Origin of the sequence: Sodalis sp. RH15, assembly GCF_047324255.1 — a bacterium.
GTDB lineage: Bacteria > Pseudomonadota > Gammaproteobacteria > Enterobacterales > Enterobacteriaceae > Acerihabitans > Acerihabitans ligni.
Genome location: NZ_CP178738.1, coordinates 3,125,092 through 3,144,094, shown reverse-complemented (window position 1 = coordinate 3,144,094; position 19,003 = coordinate 3,125,092). Strand labels below are relative to the sequence as shown.

General features: G+C 57.5%; 17 protein-coding genes. 12 read left to right on the top strand and 5 right to left on the bottom strand.

Going from position 1 to position 19,003, the window contains the following annotated elements:
* Positions 1–113 precede the first annotated feature (113 nt).
* From ACL2XO_RS14345 to nifL, 3 genes are all read right to left on the bottom strand, one after another.
* A complete protein-coding gene (locus ACL2XO_RS14345) occupies positions 114–2,078 on the bottom strand; it encodes an ArnT family glycosyltransferase (RefSeq protein WP_413740919.1) in 1,965 nt (654 codons plus the stop codon).
* 437 nt (positions 2,079–2,515) lie between these two features.
* The gene (gene nifA, locus ACL2XO_RS14340) at positions 2,516–4,102 is read right to left on the bottom strand and encodes a nif-specific transcriptional activator NifA (protein WP_413724392.1); all 1,587 of its coding nucleotides are present in this window, start codon (positions 4,100–4,102) and stop codon (positions 2,516–2,518) included.
* Positions 4,102–5,610 carry a nitrogen fixation negative regulator NifL gene (gene nifL / locus ACL2XO_RS14335; RefSeq protein WP_413724391.1) on the bottom strand — a complete coding sequence of 503 codons (1,509 nt, stop codon included), beginning with the start codon at positions 5,608–5,610 and terminating at the stop codon, positions 4,102–4,104. The genes nifA and nifL overlap by 1 nt, the downstream gene beginning before the upstream one ends.
* A gap of 342 nt (positions 5,611–5,952) precedes the next feature.
* Between nifL and rsxA the strand changes: the two genes are divergently transcribed.
* The 12 genes from rsxA to ACL2XO_RS14275 all read left to right on the top strand — a co-directional run bounded on the left by rsxA (position 5,953) and on the right by ACL2XO_RS14275 (position 15,315).
* The gene (gene rsxA / locus ACL2XO_RS14330; RefSeq protein ID WP_132921701.1) at positions 5,953–6,531 is read left to right on the top strand and encodes an electron transport complex subunit RsxA; all 579 of its coding nucleotides are present in this window, start codon (positions 5,953–5,955) and stop codon (positions 6,529–6,531) included.
* A 7-nt stretch (positions 6,532–6,538) separates the two neighbouring features.
* Entirely contained in the window at positions 6,539–7,084 is a 546-nt protein-coding gene (locus ACL2XO_RS14325; protein WP_132921702.1) for an RnfABCDGE type electron transport complex subunit B, read from the top strand.
* Positions 7,077–8,525: an electron transport complex subunit RsxC gene (gene rsxC, locus ACL2XO_RS14320; protein WP_132921703.1), complete on the top strand. Its 1,449-nt coding sequence runs from the start codon at positions 7,077–7,079 to the stop codon at positions 8,523–8,525. The genes ACL2XO_RS14325 and rsxC overlap by 8 nt, the downstream gene beginning before the upstream one ends.
* Positions 8,519–9,496 carry an RnfABCDGE type electron transport complex subunit D gene (locus ACL2XO_RS14315; RefSeq protein WP_132921704.1) on the top strand — a complete coding sequence of 326 codons (978 nt, stop codon included), beginning with the start codon at positions 8,519–8,521 and terminating at the stop codon, positions 9,494–9,496. Before rsxC ends, ACL2XO_RS14315 begins: the two co-directional genes overlap by 7 nt.
* Positions 9,493–10,149 carry an electron transport complex subunit RsxG gene (gene rsxG / locus ACL2XO_RS14310; protein ID WP_243701405.1) on the top strand — a complete coding sequence of 219 codons (657 nt, stop codon included), beginning with the start codon at positions 9,493–9,495 and terminating at the stop codon, positions 10,147–10,149. The genes ACL2XO_RS14315 and rsxG overlap by 4 nt, the downstream gene beginning before the upstream one ends.
* Positions 10,146–10,919 (top strand): electron transport complex subunit E, encoded by a 774-nt coding sequence (locus ACL2XO_RS14305; RefSeq protein WP_253073600.1) that lies wholly within the window; start codon positions 10,146–10,148, stop codon positions 10,917–10,919. The genes rsxG and ACL2XO_RS14305 overlap by 4 nt, the downstream gene beginning before the upstream one ends.
* Positions 10,919–11,179, top strand: a complete 261-nt coding sequence (locus ACL2XO_RS14300; protein WP_132921705.1) for an RnfH family protein — start codon at positions 10,919–10,921, stop codon at positions 11,177–11,179. Before ACL2XO_RS14305 ends, ACL2XO_RS14300 begins: the two co-directional genes overlap by 1 nt.
* Positions 11,180–11,294: 115 nt before the next feature.
* A complete protein-coding gene (locus ACL2XO_RS14295) occupies positions 11,295–11,825 on the top strand; it encodes a flavodoxin (RefSeq protein WP_413740918.1) in 531 nt (176 codons plus the stop codon).
* A gap of 403 nt (positions 11,826–12,228) precedes the next feature.
* Positions 12,229–12,837: a DUF1062 domain-containing protein gene (locus tag ACL2XO_RS14290; RefSeq protein WP_413726932.1), complete on the top strand. Its 609-nt coding sequence runs from the start codon at positions 12,229–12,231 to the stop codon at positions 12,835–12,837.
* On the top strand, positions 12,827–13,573 hold the full coding sequence (locus tag ACL2XO_RS14285; protein WP_413726931.1) for a thioesterase II family protein: 747 nt from the start codon (positions 12,827–12,829) through the stop codon (positions 13,571–13,573). The genes ACL2XO_RS14290 and ACL2XO_RS14285 overlap by 11 nt, the downstream gene beginning before the upstream one ends.
* Positions 13,574–13,664: 91 nt before the next feature.
* Complete coding sequence (locus ACL2XO_RS14280) at positions 13,665–14,549, top strand: dihydroorotate dehydrogenase (protein ID WP_203521520.1); 885 nt, start codon at positions 13,665–13,667, stop codon at positions 14,547–14,549.
* A gap of 1 nt (position 14,550) precedes the next feature.
* Positions 14,551–15,315: a creatininase family protein gene (locus tag ACL2XO_RS14275; RefSeq protein ID WP_413740917.1), complete on the top strand. Its 765-nt coding sequence runs from the start codon at positions 14,551–14,553 to the stop codon at positions 15,313–15,315.
* A 72-nt stretch (positions 15,316–15,387) separates the two neighbouring features.
* Here the strand turns inward: ACL2XO_RS14275 and ACL2XO_RS14270 are convergent, their stop codons facing one another.
* Both ACL2XO_RS14270 and ACL2XO_RS14265 read right to left on the bottom strand, forming a co-directional pair.
* Positions 15,388–16,905 (bottom strand): MFS transporter, encoded by a 1,518-nt coding sequence (locus ACL2XO_RS14270; RefSeq protein ID WP_413740916.1) that lies wholly within the window; start codon positions 16,903–16,905, stop codon positions 15,388–15,390.
* A 242-nt stretch (positions 16,906–17,147) separates the two neighbouring features.
* A complete protein-coding gene (locus ACL2XO_RS14265; RefSeq protein ID WP_413740915.1) occupies positions 17,148–19,001 on the bottom strand; it encodes an aminotransferase class III-fold pyridoxal phosphate-dependent enzyme in 1,854 nt (617 codons plus the stop codon).
* Positions 19,002–19,003: the final 2 nt, after the last annotated feature.

Genomic DNA, 19,003 nt, shown 5'->3' with positions numbered 1-19,003 from the left:
CAAAACCATTCGGCCCCGTATGTCTCGCTCATTCTGCGATTAAACGTCAGCCCGTTGCCATGCCAAGGAGAACGCGTCCCCTGTTAAACATGCAATGTCGCCCCGGCCCGCGGTTAGTCGTCAGAGCCGTTGCGACGGTAGAGAATAAAGCCGTTGCCGTCGGCCGGGCGGTGCCCGCGCCAGATTTCATGCCAGTCAGCGGGGAGCTTTTTACCTGGATTTTTCAATGAATCCTGTACCAGCCGCAGGTTGCAGCGCAACGAGGCCCCGTTCAATGTGACACCGTCACCTTCACCGGACCAGCCGGCGTAGATCCGCGTCCCGGCCCGTCCGGTGACGTAATGCAACAGCCCCAGTTCCGATTCGCCGAGTCCGTCGGTGGCCAGACAATGCTCCTGGCTAACCAGGGGGGTTAGGGAGTGAAAGGTGTCGCGATAGCTGCGTGCCGCATCAAACCACGGCATCAGCAGTAAAAACGCGGTTCCCCACAGCATTGCCAGCCCGGCGGACCAGGACATCAGCACCCGGTTCCCGTTGCCGGCGCGGATAACCCGCCACCACAGAACAATCAATCCCGCCGCCGCCCCCTGCATCAACCAGGAAGTCTGCAGCGTGAAGGACATGGGAAACACCCCGATTACCCTTGGCCACAGCAGCCGCAGGAGGCGGGGTTCGCCATACCGGCTCAGCTGGAACCAGGTAATAAGGATAAGCGCCAACAGCGCCGCGCAGAGGGCATTGATGACTCCGCGCATTATCCTGAGATGCCGGTCTGTCCCGTTCCGCTTGGGGTTTTGCGCCTTTGGTGCCCGCAGCGCCCCGTATCTCTGTATATCCGCGTTACGCGCCTCGGATTTCTGCGCTTTAGGTCCCTGCCGGCCGTGCCGGTTCAGTATGGGCAGCGCCGCCAGCGCCATGGCGGGATACAAGGGCAGCAGGTAGATATCCCGCATGGAGGCCGAGGACAGCAAGGTGACCAGCCCTACCGCCAGAAAGATCGTTACCGAGCCATAAGCCGGGCGGCGGCGCAACAGGCGGTACAACCGCCGCCGGCAGCGGCCGGCCTTCCCGCGGACCGCGGCTGCCGCCAGACCGGCCAGCAGCAAAAATGACAGCGGCGCTCCGCCCGCCATCAGCGACAGCAGGCGGTTGGACAGAGGATTATGGTGGCCCCCCAATTCGGTAAAACCGGCGAATCGGCCGACATTATTTACCCAGAACCACTGCATAAACAGCTCCGGCTCCCGCAGATACAGCGCCAGCGGCCAAGGCACCGCGAATGGCAGCGCCGCCAGCAGGGCGGCCAGGGAGAACCCCACCCCGCCGCGGCGACGGAAAGCCGGCAATACCGCCAGGCAGCACAGCAGGGACAGGCCCGCGATACCCGCCACCAACAATCCCTTGGACAGAAAAGCGATACCCGTGCCGGCGCCAAACAGGATCCCCGGCAGCAGCGGCGCTGATTGGATTTCTCTTGGCGCGGCGCGAGGGGCGGTGCCGGCCGCCAATGCCGCCAGCGCCAGGGTGGCACCGGCCATCTGGCCCAGGTCAGCGGTAAATTTATGCACATGCTCCGCCAAACCGAGCGTGCCCACCAGCAAGGCCAGCGCGTTCAATCGCCATGTCGCCGGCGTCGGCGGCGCCGAGACCCGGTATTGCCGCTCCTGCGCCAGTTCCCGATGCAGATGCGCGGCCGCCCATAAGAGCGAACCCACCGTCACCGCGATACACAGCACCACCGCCAGGCGGGACGATTCGTATGCCGCCGCAGCCGGCAACGCCTTGGCGAACAGCGCCCCGAGCCAAAACATCAGCGGCGGCTTTTCCAAAAAAGGATCGCCGGCCACATAAGGCACCAGCCATTCGCCCTGCAGGATGATATTCCAGACGATGCTGAACGAATAAGGTTCGTCCGCCTTCCAGGGAAACCGGCCGAATATGCCGATAAGAAAATAGGCGGCAAACAGCAGATAGGCGGCCATGGAAGTAAACAAACCTTCGCCGGGCTGGTGGGTGGTAGAATCATAACGGTTCAGCTTATTTTTCGGCAGCAGTAATCTATTGAATGCATATTTCAACTTATTAGTGACCTGGTTCAATTTTATTAGCCTATACCCGTCATGCTTCACGTTGCAGGAAGGCGGCAACTCGAATTATTTAGGGTGTCACCTTATTTAATTATAAAAAATAGACCTGGCCCTTTATCTTCCGGGGTGTCTGGAGAAATTTTTATTTAAAGAAGAATAACAGCATTTATCGCCGTTAGACACTTTTGACCGGGTATTTTTAAAAAAATAACCGAATAAAAAATACAATTAATATAAATTAATCTTAACTTAATTAATATAATTTTGCAGGATATAAGATAATATATTCACACTTTATTTTATCCGTATCGAGCTATGCCGGCGAATAGCAAACCTGGCGGGACGGAATAAACCACAGAACGCAATACGTGTAAAATAGCATTTTCCCCGCTCCCGGCCCAAACCGAAAGCGGGAAAACGCTTTTTATCTACAATCGATGCATATTGATATTGAGGATTTGGATGCGGTAGGCGACCTGACGCGGCGTCATGCCCAGCAGGCGGGCGGCCTTGGCCTGCACCCAGCCGGATTTTTCCAGTGCGGCGATAAGCCGTTGCCGGTCGTCCATATCGCCGTCCCCCTGGGACTGCGAATGGGGCGAAGACTGAGACAGGCCGTGGAGCGCCGCCGGTGGGGACATGGCGGCGGATTCACTGTGGTTGAATAAAATGATATCGCGGTCGATCAGGCCCTCCTCCGACATCACCGACGCCCGTTCCAGACAGTTCTCCAGCTCACGCACGTTGCCGGGCCAGCTGTAGCTCATCAGCAGACGCAGCGCGCCGTCGCTGATTCGCAGCTCACGTCCCTGCTTGGCCGCGAGTTTGGCGATCAGGAATTGCGCCAGTTCGACGATATCCTCCTGCCGTTCCCGCAGCGGCGGCAGGCTGATGGGCATCACGTTCAGGCGATAATAGAGATCCTCGCGAAAATGACCGGCGCGCACCTCCTCTTCCAGGTTGCGGTTGGTGGCGGCGATAATCCGCACGTTGACTTTAAGGGTGGTATCGCCGCCGACGCGTTCCATCTCCCCCTCTTGCAGAATGCGCAGCAATTTCGCCTGAAAAGAAGCGCTGCTTTCACCGATTTCATCGAGAAACAGCGTGCCGCCGTCGGCCAGTTCAAAACGTCCTTTACGCTGGCGCACCGCACCGGTAAACGCGCCTTTCTCGTGGCCGAACAATTCGCTTTCCAACAGGGTATCCGGCAGCGCCGCGCAGTTGAATTTCACGAACGGCTCAAGGGTACGCGGCGAGTTATAATGGATCGCGTTGGCGATGAGCTCTTTACCGGTGCCGCTCTCGCCGCGCACCAATACCGTGGTATCCCATTTCGCCACCTGACGGATGACATCGAAAATTTGCCGCATGGACTGGCTTTTACCCACCATATTGTCAAAGCCGTACTGATGCTTGACCTTACGGCGCAGGGTATCCCGTTCCTGGCGCAGGGCTTCGGTTTCGATACTCATGTGCCCCACCATCCGGACGGTTTGGCAAATCAGATTGGCCACCATTTCCAGAAACCGGGTGCTGGCCGGCAGCCTGTCTTCGTGTAGCTCCATCGGCTGCGCCGCCAACACCCCGAGGGGGATGCCGTCGGGACCGGGAATCGGCACACAGATAAACGGCAGGTTGTAATCATAAAGATTAAGCCGGTCGAGAAAGCGCGGATCGTCCGAAACCCGTGGCAAAACCAGCGAACGCTGCTGGCTCATGACCGTTCCCAGAATGCCCTCGCCGATACGGTAGCGCACATTTTTGAATCCCTTCACCACTTCACTATCGGCGCCGTAGATCGCTTCGATAAATAAAGCGCTGCGGGTTTTGTCAAACAGGCAGACCATGCCGTACTGCATAAAGGCGTGTTCATACAAAGCCTGGATCATCGACTGGAGCGTTTGCCCCATATCCAATGAACGGCTCAAGGCCACGCTGATTTTATGTAGCGCGGTAAACTGCTGAGAAAGATCAAAACGCCGCGAAACGTGCTCGGAGGTGGGGAGATGATTCATTAGGATTCTCCTGCTATGACCGGATGCCTGAACAACTTGGCAGGCAAAGGCAGACGAAGGGTCAAATGCGTACCGCCCTCCGCCTGGGTATGGATATCAATCATGCCCTGATGATTACCGATCAGGGTTTGTATCAACCGCAGCTCCATGCCGTGCCCCGGCGTGGTGAAGGTTTGCGGCTGGGCCGCGGTCTGCACCGGATGCATCGACAGGTTATCCTGCAGGGTGAAAAAGAACGCATTGTCCTGGGCGTAAGCGCTGATGGCAATATTAAGCGGCGTGGAGGGATGCTCTCCCGCCAGTGTCAGGCAGCGGTCCAGCCACAGGCTCAGGGATGCCAGCACCTGGTGGCGCTGTCCCCAGCCCAGCAGGATTTCCGGACGGCAATGCCAGCTAAGCTTGCCCAGCCCGCGGATGCGCGGCTGATAAAGATCCGACAGATCCTGCAAAACGTCCCCCACCGACCAGAAATCATGCTCTTCCTGTTCCAGCGACGGACGGCAAGCCTGCAGCCGGGCCAGCGCCTGTTGTCCCTCCTGCCAGGCTGCATCGAGTCCGGGATGCGTATCGCCATTGGGATTTAAACGCCGGGCGGCGGCCAGCATATTCAGCGGACCGCTTAGCTGGACCATGGCCGCATCCAGCGATTCGCGGATCGCCGCCAGCAGTTTCCCGGACGCCAGGCGGTGTTTAAGCTGCTCCAGACGCTGCTGCGCGCGCTGTCGCTGTCGCTCGCTGTCATCGATAAGGGTTATCAGGGTACGGGGCGGCGCGACATTGGTAAAAAAGCGGCTGACTTCTTCGTTCACTTCCGACAGCGGCCAGATGCTCATGCCGAACGTGCGGGTGACGCCGCAATGATTCAGCGAAACGCGCTCCCCCTCCGCCAACTGCGTTTTATTGGCGGGATAGCCGAGCTCCGCCAGCAGCTCCCCGCCGCCGCAATCTGCGCACAGGGTTTTATAGGCCAGATTATCCATCACGATGTTGTCATGCTCATCCAGCACGATAACCGGCGCCGGCACATTGTTCAGCACCGCCGCGATAAGGGTCATCTGATTGCGCAAACGCTGCATCAGGGCATAGCTGTCGCTGATATCTTTGTGCATGCCGAGGTAATGCTCGATCTGGCCGTCCGGACTGAAGATGGGGGAGATGCTGACCTCAGCCAGATAAAGACTGCCGTCCTTGCGTTTATTGATCAGTTGCCCGACCCAGGACAGGCCCTGGGTGATGGAATTCCACATTTCCCTATAGTTTCTTTTCGGCGTCTGGCGGCTGGCCAGCAGGTTATGATTTATCCCGGTCAGCTCTGCTTCGCTGTAACCGGTCAACTGACGGAAAGCCAGGTTGGTGTAGACAATGTTCGCCTGGGGGTCGGTAATAGAGATAGCCACCGATGATTGCTCCACCGCCGTATAAAACAAACCCGGACGCAGTGCCGACAACGTCGGTGCGTGGGCGGTTTTTTCCAGCAGCGATGTCTCATCAAATAAAGGTAGACGCATAAAAACTCCTGCCTGATCTGGCTCAAAAACGTACTGTGCGTTTCACGACAATTTGTCAGGTATCGCGACAGGATGACATGAAGCACAATTAACAATGTAAATTGTGCAAGTTTGATACCTACCGACAAAAAACCGCGACAAACATTGATCTGAACACAGGTTTTTAGCCCAAAAACCGCCTTTCGCACCCGTCCCGCGCGTCTTATGCCCCCGGCCTGCGCCCGCCGCGCGCCAGCGTGAAGCACGTTCCTGCACTATCATTGAACATTTTTTGCTCTATGCGATATGGCACAGCTTTCGCAATACTCTCCCGGAAAGACGTCAAAGGCTGTCGGGGAAGGTATGAAAGAAATTTTGCTGATTGTTTTGGCCAATGGCCTGGTGAATAACATCGTTCTGTCGCGCTTTCTTGGCCTGTGCTCATTTATGGGCGTGACCAATAAAGTGGATTCGGCGCTGGGGATGTCCATGGCAACCACCTTTGTCATCACCCTGTCCGCCGGCCTGGGCTGGATGATTTATCACTGGATCCTGGTGCCGCTGGGTATGGAATATCTGCGCCTGCTCTCGCTGATTATGGTGATAGCGTCTCTGGTGCAGCTATTGGAGCTGTTTCTGGCCAAACAGAGTCCGGCCCTGTACCGCACCCTGGGAATTTTCCTGCCGCTTATCACCACCAACTGCGCGGTGCTCGGCGTGGCGCTGCTGGTATTGGACGACAATCTGAGCTTTTTGCACAGCGTGGTGTTCGGCTTCAGTTCCTCCCTGGGTTACTCCCTGGTAATGGTGATTTTTTCCGGTCTGCGGGAGCGGCAAAGCAACGCCTCCTCGCCGCTGCTGTTTCGCGGCGCGCCGATAAATTTTATCACCGCGGGCATCCTGGCGCTGGCCTTTACCGGTTTCGCCGGGCTGGCGGGATAAGGAGATAATGATGAATGGGATATTACCGGTTCTGGCGGTTCCCGCCATTGGCATGGTCATCGGTTATTTGCTGGGTTTCGCCGCCCTCTATTTCAAGGTGGATAAAGACCCGCGCATCGAATCGGTAGCGGCGCTGCTGCCCAACGGCCAGTGCGGACAGTGCGGATTCCCCGGCTGCGTACAGGCGGCGGCGGCCATGGTGCGCGGCGAGGCGCCGGTGAGCGCCTGCACGCCAGGGGGCGCGGCCCTGGCGAAACGCATCGCCGTTTTGCTGGATGTGCCTGTGGATGGCGGCGATGACGACGGGCCGATGGTGGCCCTTATCAGCGCCGAGATGTGCGACGGCTGCGGCCGTTGCCAGAAGAAGTGTAATTTCGATGCCATTATCGGCGCCCCCCGCCAGCGGCACGGTATTTTAGCCGAGGATTGCACCGGCTGCGCCGCCTGCCTCAGCGTTTGTCCGCAACAAGCGATACAGCTGCGGGCCGATCCCCTGCTGACGCCTACGGCGACCAAACCCCGCCTTCCTATCCGCGAGGCTTCGTATGTTTAACGCCAGAATGAAACCCCATGGCGGTATTCGTCCTTACAGCCATAAATCCTTGACCCGCGAAATCGCCATTCGTCCGCTGGCGACGCCGCGCCGACTGATTATTCCCTTACGCCAGCATACCGGCCCCGCCGCGGTGCCCATCGTGGCTGAGGGGGAGAGCGTAGCCGCCGGACAATTGATAGCCGAAGCGCGCGAGCGTATGTCGGCGCCGGTTCACAGCGCCCTGTCCGGCGTCGTGACCTCGGTGACCACCGGCGATCAGGGCTGTATCACCATCAAGGTCTCCGACCAGCAATCGCCGGCACCCCGGTTAACCGCCGCCGAGGGACTCAGCGAAACACAAACCATGCTGTCGCTTATTGAACAGGCGGGCATTGTCGGCATGGGCGGCGCCATGTTCCCCGCCGCCGATAAAATCAGGATGAGCCTGCGTTATCCCATTGAAACCCTCATCGTTAACGGCGGAGAGTGCGAGCCCTATCTCACCACCGACGACCGGCTGATGCGCGAGCAGGCGGAGTTTATCATCGGCGGTATCCGCTATCTGCAGACCATTACCCAGGCCAGGCAGGTCTATATCGGCATCGAAGATAACAAAACCGAAGCCATCGCCCGGCTTGACGAGCTCTGCCGGCAGGAAGATCACATCGAGGTGGTGATACTGCCCTCCCTCTATCCCATCGGCTCGGCCAAACAGATGATTGAGGCGGTGACCGGCCGGCAAATCCCGCAAAATCGCCGCTCCACGGAAATGGGCGTTCTGGTGCAAAACGTCGGCACCTGTATCGCGATTTTCCATGCCATACGCTTCGGCAAGCCGGTGACCCACCGGGTGATTACCGTCAGCGGCCGGGCCATTGAGCAGCCGGGCAATCTCCTGGTGCCCATCGGCACGCCGATCAAGGAAATTATCGGCCAATGCGGCGGTCTGAAAACCCAGCCGGCCCGCATGGTGCTGGGTGGACCGATGATGGGCCGCGCCGTGGACGACCTGGATGTTCCCATCAATAAAGGCACCAGCGGGCTGCTGCTGCTGACCGGGGACGAACTACCGCAAACCAAGCCCAGCGCCTGCCTGCGCTGCGGCCGTTGTCTGGATGCCTGTCCCATGAGCCTCGCACCCCTGTCTCTCTTCGCGGAACTGAAAAACGACGGTTTCGCCAAGGCGCAACAGCAGGGATTGAATGCCTGCCTGCTGTGCGGATCCTGTGCCTACGTCTGTCCGGCGGCGCTGCCCTTGACCCAGTTCTTTGACTGGGGACAGCAGCAGCTGCGGCTGTTGAAACGCCAAGAAGACAAAATGGAACGTACCCGGCAAAACAGCGCCAACCGGCAGGCGCGGCTGGCAAAAGAAGCGGCCGCGAAAGCGGCGGCGCTGGCCGCCAAACCGGCACGGCGCTCCCGCCGGGCCGCCACGACACCAGAGGATCCCTCATGCTGACCGCTCCGCACGCCCATCAGGGTCTCAGCGTCGATACGCTGATGTACCGGGTGAATCTCTCCCTGTTGCCGGCAGTGATACTGGCGTTTTTGCAGTATGGTCCACAGTCGGTGCTGTTGATTTTTTGCTGCCTGCTGACGGCGCTTGTTTGTGAAGCCCTGTGCCTGAAGCTCAATCCCAACGCCCAGGGCCATACGCTGGACGGCGCGGCGATATTAACCGCCCTGATCCTGGCCCTGAGCCTGCCGCCCCATGCTCCTTTATGGCTGGGCGCCCTGGGCAGCTTCATCGCCATTGCGTTCGGCAAACATATCTATGGCGGACTGGGACAGAACCTGTTTAATCCGGCGATGCTGGCCCGGGTGGTGTTATTGATTGCCTTTCCGGTGGAAATGACCCGCTGGGTAGATCCCGCCGCCTTTTACGACGGCGCCTTTTACCGCCTGGGGGTGGACGGCGTCACCGGCGCCACCCTGTTGGGCGGCTTCAAGGAGAGCGGCCGTCAGCACCTCGACCTCTTGGCCAACCTGCTGGGCAACCGCAACGGCAGCCTGGGGGAAAGCTCATTTTTGCTGCTGCTGGCCGGCGGCCTGTGGCTGATGTGGCAGCGGGTGTTCAGCTGGCACATTCCGGTGGCGACGCTGCTCGGCTGCCTGGTGCCCGGCACCCTGCATTGGCTTATCTCCCCCGCCGGCATCGTCCCGCCATTGGCCCAGCTCACCAGCGGCGGACTGATACTGGGGGCGTTCTATATCCTCACCGATCCGGTTACCGGCCCCGGCAGCGTGCGCGGCCGGCTGATTTTCGGCGCGCTGGCGGGCTTTATTACCTATTGCATCCGCGCCTTCGGCAATTTCCCTGAGGGGATGGCCTTCGCCGTGCTGCTGGTGAACGCGGTGACCCCGCTGATTGACAACTATACCCAGCCAAAAGCCTACGGCCACGTGAGCGGCAAGGAGAAATCATTATGAATGCCGCCGCCATGGTAAGCCGCGGGTTAACGTTATTGCTACCGAAACGGGAAAGTCCCCTTACCCAGGCCTTTTTACTGGGTGCGTTTACCCTGATTGTCTGTTTGCTGGTGGCCGGCTGCTGGTGGCTGACCCACGGGCAGATTATCCAGCGTGAAAAAGAGGACACCCAGAGCATGCTGTCGCAAGTCTTCCCCGCCGCCGGCTACGACAATGCGCTGGCGGATGCGGAACAGTCCCTGATTATGGGCGGCCAATCGGTTCATTTTTACCGCGCCAGCCTGCAAGGCCGGCCCAGCGGAATCATTCTCACCAGCGTCACCCAGGGCTATGGCGGGCCGATAGAGCTGCTTACCGGCATCGCCGCCGACGGGACCATCACCGGCGTGCGGGTCATCAGCCATAAAGAGACACCGGGGCTGGGGGATGCCATCGAACTGGGCCGCAGCCCGTGGATTTTAAGCTTTAACGGCAAATCCCTGGCCAATCTCACCGAACAGCAATGGCATGTGAAAAAAGACGGCGGTCAGTTCGATGCCTTCACCGGCGCCACCATTACGCCAAGGGCGGTGGTCAAAGGGGTGCATGAGAATCTGCTGCAATATCGCCAGTACCGGGCGCAATTTCTGGGTAAACAGGAGCCGGGGCAATGAGTGAAAAAGCCATGAGTGAAAAGAACCTGAGTGACATGAGTGATGAAAACGGCCGGCCGCCGTCGCCGGACATAAGCGTAAGCACTGAGCCGCTATTGCGGGACATTATGCTCAGCGGCGTTTTTACCAATAACGTCACCTTCGTGCAGATTCTCGGCCTGTGTCCGCTGATGGCCATCACCACCACCGCCACCAACGGACTGGGGTTGGGACTGATGACCGCCATGGTGCTGGCCTGTTCGAATTTTATCGTGTCGGCGCTGCGCAAAATCACCCCCAGCCAGATTCGCATTCCGGTCTATATCTCCATCATCGCCTCGCTGGTGACGATTCTTGATTTGACCATGAACGCCTGGATGCACGATCTGCATAAGGTCATGGGGCTGTTTATTCCCCTTATCGTCGCCAACTGCGCCCTGCTGGGTCGGGCCGAGGCCTTTGCCGCCCACAACAAGGCTATTCCGGCGGCGCTGGACGGGCTCTCCACCGGTCTAGGCTTTACCCTGGGCCTCACCAGCGTCGGCGCGGTGCGGGAAATTATCGGCAGCGGGACGTTATTCAGCGGCGCGTCTCTGTTGCTGGGCAGTCATTTCCGCTTTCTCGAAATGCACCTGCTGCCTGGGTATCGCGGCTTTTTATTGATGCTGCTGCCGCCGGGGGGATTTGTGGTGATGGGCATGCTGCTCAGCGGCATCAGGCTGGTGAAACGTTTGACCCTGCGCGCCAGCGCGGTTGAGCTGGCCCGTGAAAGCGCCGGGGGATGTCATTGATGAAATTCTCCGTAGCCCATGTTAACGGCGACCAGGGCCGCTGCATCCAGATGAAGCTGGACGGGCCGGTAACGGTGCGGGAAGCCATTCTGGCCTCGCCGCTGCCGCAACTGTTTCCTTACCTGGACCTCGATAGCCACCGTACCGGAATATACGGCCGTTTATGTTCGCCCGATACGCCGGTAAACGAAGGGGATCGGGTGGAAATTTATCTGCCGGCCGCCAGGAAAGACAGCGAGGACGACGACGATGGGGATTAACGCCGTCTGAGCCCGCCAAACGTAATTTGAAATTATACCCGATAGATATCGAGTTGCGGCTCGAAAGATGATGGGTATTACCCTGTAGCGATTAGCGAACTTTATGGAGCGTATCATGGCTAAAATCGGCATTTTTTTCGGCACCGACACCGGTAAAACCCGCAAGATCGCCAAGCTGATTCACCAGCATTTTGAAGGCGAGGCGGCGGAACCGGTTAATATCAACCGGGCGACAATTGATGACTTGCTGGCCTATGAGATACTTATACTGGGGACGCCCACCTTGGGCGAAGGGCAACTGCCCGGTCTGGAGGCGGAGTGCCAGAGCGAGTCCTGGGCGGAGTTCGCCGATACCCTGGCGCAGGCGGATTTAAGCGGCAAAACCGTGGCGCTGTTCGGTCTGGGGGATCAGGAGGCGTATCCGGATAATTTCGTCAGCGCCATGGGCGAGCTGTACGATATCGTGGCGGATGCCGGCGCGACGGTTATCGGTGAATGGCCCCGTGACGGCTATGTTTTTACCGCCTCCGCCGCGCTGGAGGATGATGTGTTTGTCGGGCTGGCGTTGGATCAGGACAATCAGTCGGATCTGAGCGCCGGGCGGGTGGAAAGCTGGGTTAAGCAGCTTAAAAGCGCTATAAATTAGGGCGTTGCCCGGGCCGGCGGGCCTGGGCTGCTGTGGGTGATCTCCCTTTAACAGGTTCGTTGCACGCTTGGTGATCGCGTGCCTACCGCGCTGTGGCGCACATTCCCGTAAATTCATGACATAATTCCATTAGCGTTTATTTTTCGCTTTCATTTTCGTTAATGATATATTGTCATTGAACAACGACATAAATATAAACGTTATTTAAATTATCCCGGCCTGATGATTAATAGCTTAACCCGTTATCGAAACATCTATAAATAATACATTTAATCTACCTATTCCCGTCTTAAAAAGTAATTTTATTGTATTTGCCGATTCGGTTGTGTAACATCGATTTTGTTAATTTAATTTAAAATCGAGGTGCGGGTTGATTCCGACACAAGGATGTGTCCAGTGGCTGGTGCGGCCTATTGGATTTCAGGCACTCATCAGACGTTGTCCGAGATGTGCCCTAAAACGTCATTTTTTCCCCGGTGGTACGTTTCGCGTGAATGCGCAAAAGAAAATCCTGGATATATGGAGTATTTATAAATGCGAAATATGTGAATATACATGGAATATTGATATTGTTTCCAGGGTAAATATTAGCAAAATAGATCAAGCATTATATGAACGTTTCCTGTCTAACGATCAAGAGGAGATATGCCGCCGGGCATTTGATTACAACGCCTTGCTGCGTGCAAACAATGTCCTGGGACCGCCACCGGATTTTGATGTGGACGGCGATGATCTCACCGCTTTTGCCGGCACGCCGCAGCTCAGCGTCGATATAAAGCTCCAGTACCCTATCCCGGTACGTTTGGTGACTATTTTAGCGAAAAAGCTCAATCTTTCCCGCAGCCACATCGTTAACCTGATGGAGGCCGGCATGATAACGGGCGTCTCCGGGCGGGACCTTAACCGCAAAGCCAGGCCCGTTCAGATGATTGCCCTGGATGTGGGTGGGGTGATGGCCGCCGGGGGACCCCGCTGTTTGCCGGAACCGGGAGGTAGCCGTGATGCTCCATGACCCCCCCGATCCCGCGAAGCTTAATCTCATCTGCTTGCCGTATGCCGGCGCAAGCGCGGATTTTTATCGACGATGGCAAACCGCTTTACCCGGCGTCAAGCTGCATCCGGTGCGGCTGCCGGGACGAGGCAGAGACATAGGCCTCCCGCCGATTGACGATATGGAGAGATTAACCGACCTTATCCTGTCTCAGCTGAGCGGTCTGTTTCATACCCGCTTTGCTCTGCTCGGCACCAGTATGGGCGGTTGGATTGCCTTTCGGCTGGCCCAGAAACTGTGCCTCGCCTCCGGACGGCATCCGGCATCATTATTTGTCTGTTCAGCGGCCTGTCCGGCGGACCGCGCCCTTATCCCGCGCCTCGCGGGCTTGAGCGATGCGCAAACCCTGGCGGTCATGGCTACGTTTAACCCAGCGTCACGGAATATATTACAACACCCGGAACTGGCGTCGCTGTTTTTGCCGATCCTCCGGGCAGATTTCGAATTATGCCTGAACTGGATGCCGGACGAGTCATACAAACTGCCTATTCCTATTTATGGTTTTCGCGGTCAACGGGATAATATCGCCCTGGAAGCCTCTATGCAGCAATGGCAAACGTTGACGACCGGCATTTTTCGTCTGGCCACCGTGCCGGGAGACCATTTTTTTATTGAAAATCCCGACCCCGGTTTTTTCAACCATCTCCTTGAGCTTATTTCATTTGGCAAGGGTGATACGCACCCTCGCCGTGAGTAAAAAACACATTCGCGCAAATACATTTTTTAAACGCTAAGGTCTCATTCGCTATTGAATTAAATTTTTTCATCACCTAAGGAGCGAATAAAACATGGAGCAGTCAACAACGAGATCCCTGTTGAATCTACGCTTGAGTAATCCTGTGATCGTGGGCTCAGGCCTGCTGACGGATCGTGTAAAGCTTATTCGGCAGTTTGCCGACATCGGCGCCGGGGCGGTTGTCACCAAAACCCTTTACCCTTCTCACATCGATAGTCAAGATGAGAATATTTATCCTCTGGAGTCCGGCATGCTGAATAATACCACCTATTCAAAACGCCCTATTCAGCAATGGCTGCTCATGCTGAAGTTATTTGCCGAGGAACAATTACCCATTATCGTTTCAGTACATGCCAATACCCCGGAGGGGCTGGCGGCGATGGCCGGACAAATCGCCACGGTTACCGATGCCCCGTTGGAACTGGGTATCTCCTGTCCCCATGATCTTACCGCCGGCGAAGACACACCCGATCGGGTTTACCGATATACAGATGCTGTCCGCCGCCACACCGATGCGCCCTTTTCGGTAAAACTTGCGCTCGGGGATGAGTTGGTGAATCGGGTAGAGGCCGCCGTGTCCGGCGGCGCACAGGCCCTTACCCTGAGCGATACCATTTCTGGCCTGGCCTTTGATCCCGTCACCGAGCTGCCGGCCTTGGGCGGTCCCTGCGGTTATTCCGGAGCCGGCATCAAACCGTTGGTCTTGGCGGCGATATACCATCTGCGAAAAAAGGGGATCACATTACCTATTATCGGCTCCGGCGGCGTACAAAGCGGCCGCGATGTGCGGGATTATCTGCTCGCGGGCGCCGATGCCGTCCAGGTTTATACCGCGTTGCATTATAAATGCGGCAAGACGCTGAAACGCATCATTGATGAATATCAGGGGATTGCCGGCATCATGCCGGCGGCCCCTGGTCAAAAGAAGGAAATTTGATATGGAATCCTTGGCGGCAAAAGCGTTGGCGGAACTGACCAGCGCAGAAATCGAACGGGCGGTGGTGGGTAAGACCCTGATCTGGCCTATCGGCGGAATTGAACAACACGGTCCTCATTTGCCCTTAAATGTCGATAGCCTCATTCCCAAGGCGTTATCCCACCGCCTGGCAGCAATAATTGATGGGTTTTATCTGCCGGTACAGCCCCTCTCCGTGCGTTCATTGCCGCAAAGCGGCGGCGGTCTGATCTTTCCCGGCACGATATATATCGACGGCGGCACGTTTACCCGTTACCTGCAATGCACCCTAGCCAGCCTGTGCCGTCTGCCGTTCAAGCAGTTGGTGATTATCAACGGGCATTACGAAAACGAAGCGTTTATTTTCGAGGCGATAGACGAACTCAGCGGGAACGGCGCCTTTGGCGAAAGAGCGGTAACCGCATTCAGTTGGTGGAGTTTGGTGCCCGATGCCTGGATAGCGGCCAACCTGCCTGACTTCCCCGGCTGGCACGCCGAACATGCCGGTATCACCGAAACCAGTTTGATGCTGCATTTGCATCCCGACCTGGTCAGGTCGGAACGACCGGATCACCCGTCGCCCCCCATGGCGGGAATTTATCGGCTGCCGCTTGATGGCGACTCGGCGTCCACACGGGGCGTATTGTCGCGGACCTCCGGTTCATCGGCGACGTTGGGCAAGCAGCTTTTTGATCTGGTGACGGAGCAAATGATTGCCCTGGTTGAACGCCGTCAAAACGATAAATAACGCGCTTAGGGCCATGGCGACAATTTCTGTCCCTTAAGCCATTGCTCCTATGGAAGCCTTTTCGCCTTCCGCTCAATGGCTTTCGGCATCATAGGGGCTTTGCGCCACAAGCGGGCGGCGGGTCGACCGGACGCGGGCACTGAGCCAGATCAGCACGGCAGTCATCAGCAAGACGGCCATCGCCGTGGCCATGACGGCTGAAAATGACTGGTCGAAGGCGGACCTGGCCAGCATTGTGACTGCCGCCGCCGTTTCCGGCGGCAGGCTTTCGGCCACCATCAGCGCCTGATCCAGGCTGTCCCGAATATCCGCCCCATGGGACGGCCCCACCGTATCGCTGTAGACCGCCGACATGATACTGCCCATTACCGTGATCCCCAATGCCGCGCCCAGCTCATAGGATGTTTCTTCCAGCGAGGCCGCCATGCCGGCGCGATGGGGCGGCGCGTTCAGCATAATGAAATTCGACACGCTGGTGGTGGTAGCCCCCACCGCCGCACCCAGCAGCAGCAGGCATAACAGCTGGCTTGCCATGGGTGCGTCGTAGCAGAAAAGAAAACCGGCCGCCCCGAGGCTATATAGCAACAGCGCCGCCACCAGCAAACGCAATGGCCGCTTCATTCGAGTCAACAACCATCCGGCCAGCAGGCTGCCGACAATCGCCGCTGATGAAAGCGGCAGGAAGAAGAGCCCCGTTTGCAGCGGGGTCAATCCCATCACCAGTTGCAGCCGTTGACTAAGGGCCAGATCGATACCCATCAAACAGGCGGATGAAATCATCGCCGCTATGATGGCCGCAGTGAAGAGCGGTGTGCTGAAAATGGCGAAATCGATAAGGGGATGCCGGCTGCGCCGCTGCCGGAGAATGAAAATGGCCAGCAAACCGATGCCCGTCGCCAGCGCCGCCAGGAGATATCCGTAGGAAGGCGCGGGTTTGGCAAATTCTTTAATGGCGTAAGCCAGTGAAACCAATGCCGTCGTCACCTGCAATGATCCCGGCAGATCCCATGGCCGGCTCCGATCCGCCGAGTCGGCGGGAACACCCCAGCATGTCAGGAGCAGCGCCAGCACAACGATAGGAATATTGATCAGGAAGACCGATCCCCACCAGAAATACTCCAGCAGCGCCCCGCCCACCAGCGGACCCGCCGCCGCCCCGCCGGAGGCCACCGCGGACCAGATGCCTATGGCCATCGCCCGTTCCTTCTCATCGGGAAAGGTCAGTCTGATAATGGCCAGGGTGGCGGGCATCATCATGGCCGCCCCCACCCCCAGCAGCGCCCTGGCGGCAATAAGCCGCTGAGGCGAGCCGGAATAGGCCGCCAGCAAAGAAGCCAGGCCAAATACCGTCAGTCCCAGCAAAAAGAGCTTTTTGTGGCCGAGTCGGTCCCCCAGCGTGCCGGCGCCCAGCAGCAGACCGGAGACTATCAGCGGGTAGATATTCACTATCCAGAGTTTGGCGGACGCGGAGGCGGTAAGGTCGCGGGTCAGCTGCGGCAGCGCGATATAAAGAACCGTCATGTCTACCGTAACAAGCACCAAGGCGACTGAAACAACCGACAATACCAGCCACCGTTTGGAAGATTGCATTAAATTCACCCAAAGTAATAGATACAGTTATTGCGTTCGCAAGATTATTGCCGGCGCATTTGACATCGCTTTATTCCGGCTCAATGAAAAAAGAAGAGAATAATATGCATCAATCCTGCAAAGCAATATCTATTAAATAAATCAGACGGCAAATAAGTCATATACTAAATGCCTTTATATGCCATGCAATATATACCTCCCTAATTAGTCTTAGAATATCTGGACTGAGAACTCCATAACAATCAATGGCCGGTCATTTGCGGCAACAGTCGGTGTTCCGCCAGCTCATCCAGACTGTCGCTAAAAGCCTTAACGACCCGATCCAGATGGATTTGCTCATGGGCGACGGAGAGAAACCAGCAGCGCCACTCCCAAATATAAACGCCTCGTAATAAAAGATTATAATAAAGCAGGTCGAAGTTCTCACGATGGATTAATCGAAAGAAAGAACTGAATGAACACGCCGTTATAGGCACTCGGCGTTCATGGAATAATTGATTCAACCTTGCCACCAGTCCGTCGGTTTTTTTCGCCAGCGCCTGAGATAATGCGACGCCCTGACCCTTGATCTCGGTTAAGGTGGCTTGCGCGGCCGCCATGGAGAGGGGATGCTGAAAATAGGTGCCGCCGAAGAAGGTCGCTTCCGTCGCCGGGTAGCTGTGGTCGCCAAACGACCAGCCGCCGCCGTCAATGGCATCAAGGGTATTACCCCGGCCGGCAATGACGCCGAGCGGCATTCCCCCGCCGATGGTTTTGCCGTAGGTGACGATATCTGCCTTTATACCGTAGAGTCCTTGAATGCCGGCGGGATGAACCCGGAATCCCGTCACGATTTCATCGAAAATCAGCATGATTCCGTGATTGGCCGTTAACGTTCGCAACTGGCGCAAATAGTCAGGCAATGCCAGCCTGGGATCGCGGGTCGGCACCGGTTCCACCATCACCGCGGCGATGCGGTGGCGATGTTTTTCAATAAATTCAAGCGCGGCTTCGCTGCCAAACGCCAATACCGACACATCGGCCACCATATTTTGGGGTATTCCCACCGAGAGAGCGCGCGCGCCGTAGGCGCCCGGAAAATCACCCGGGGTCGCCAGCACGGCATCCCAATGGCCGTGATAACTGGTGGCGAAGATCACCACATGATCCCGTCGGGTATAGGCCCTGGCGGCGCGTACGGCGTTCATTACGGCTTCGGTGCCGCTGTTGACAAACGCTACCCGATCCATACCGGTGAGTTCGGTAATCAGTCCGGCGACGGTAAGCGCCGCTTCGCTGCGGGTACCCAATCCGAAGCTGTGCGCTAGGCGTTCTTGCAGGGCGCCGATGATAAAGTCCGGCTGATGGCCGAACAGGTGCGAGCCAAAGCCCATGGTCATGTCGACGTAGCCATTACCGTCGATATCCCCTACCTCCGCGCCGCTGAAGGTGTCGCATACCAGGGGATAAAGCAGCTCTTTGACCGAGGGTTTGAATCCAATACCTGAACGGCTGTCGGCAATGATCCGGCGAACATCGGCGGCGTGCTGTTTGGAACGGGACGTTTTTCCGGCATAGCGCGGAATAAAACGCGCCAGATAATCATGCCGGGCCGTGGTCTCGTCCGGCAACGCGCCGCGCGACAGCCAGCGAAAAGGGACGGGAACGGCGACGGGAGTCGGCGCCGATGAAAGCTTGCGCGACGCATCAGCCCTCTCCCCGGCCGGCAAAATTCCCTCATCTGCAGAATGTTTCGTTACGTCAGGCGATAAAGCGGCATGATGAATGGAGCGCGCGCCGGATTCAGGGGCTGGCTCCGCATCTGTGCCGGCATTTATCCCCACGGGCTCTTCGGGGGTGTCGCACCCAGATTCGGCGCCGGAACGTGAAAGATACTCCGCCACCTTGCCGATGGTGGGGATATCGGCAAAGAATTGCCGGACCGTCAGCCTTACGCCGTAACGTCGCCGCAATGCGTCGGCAACGTCAAACAGCAGCAGGGAATCCGCGCCCATTTCCACCAGCGGCGTAGCGATATTCATTTCATTTTCGGCCAGGCCGAACGCGGCGGCGAATAGTGTGACCAGTTCCCGTTCAATTGAAATTGCGCTTGCCATAG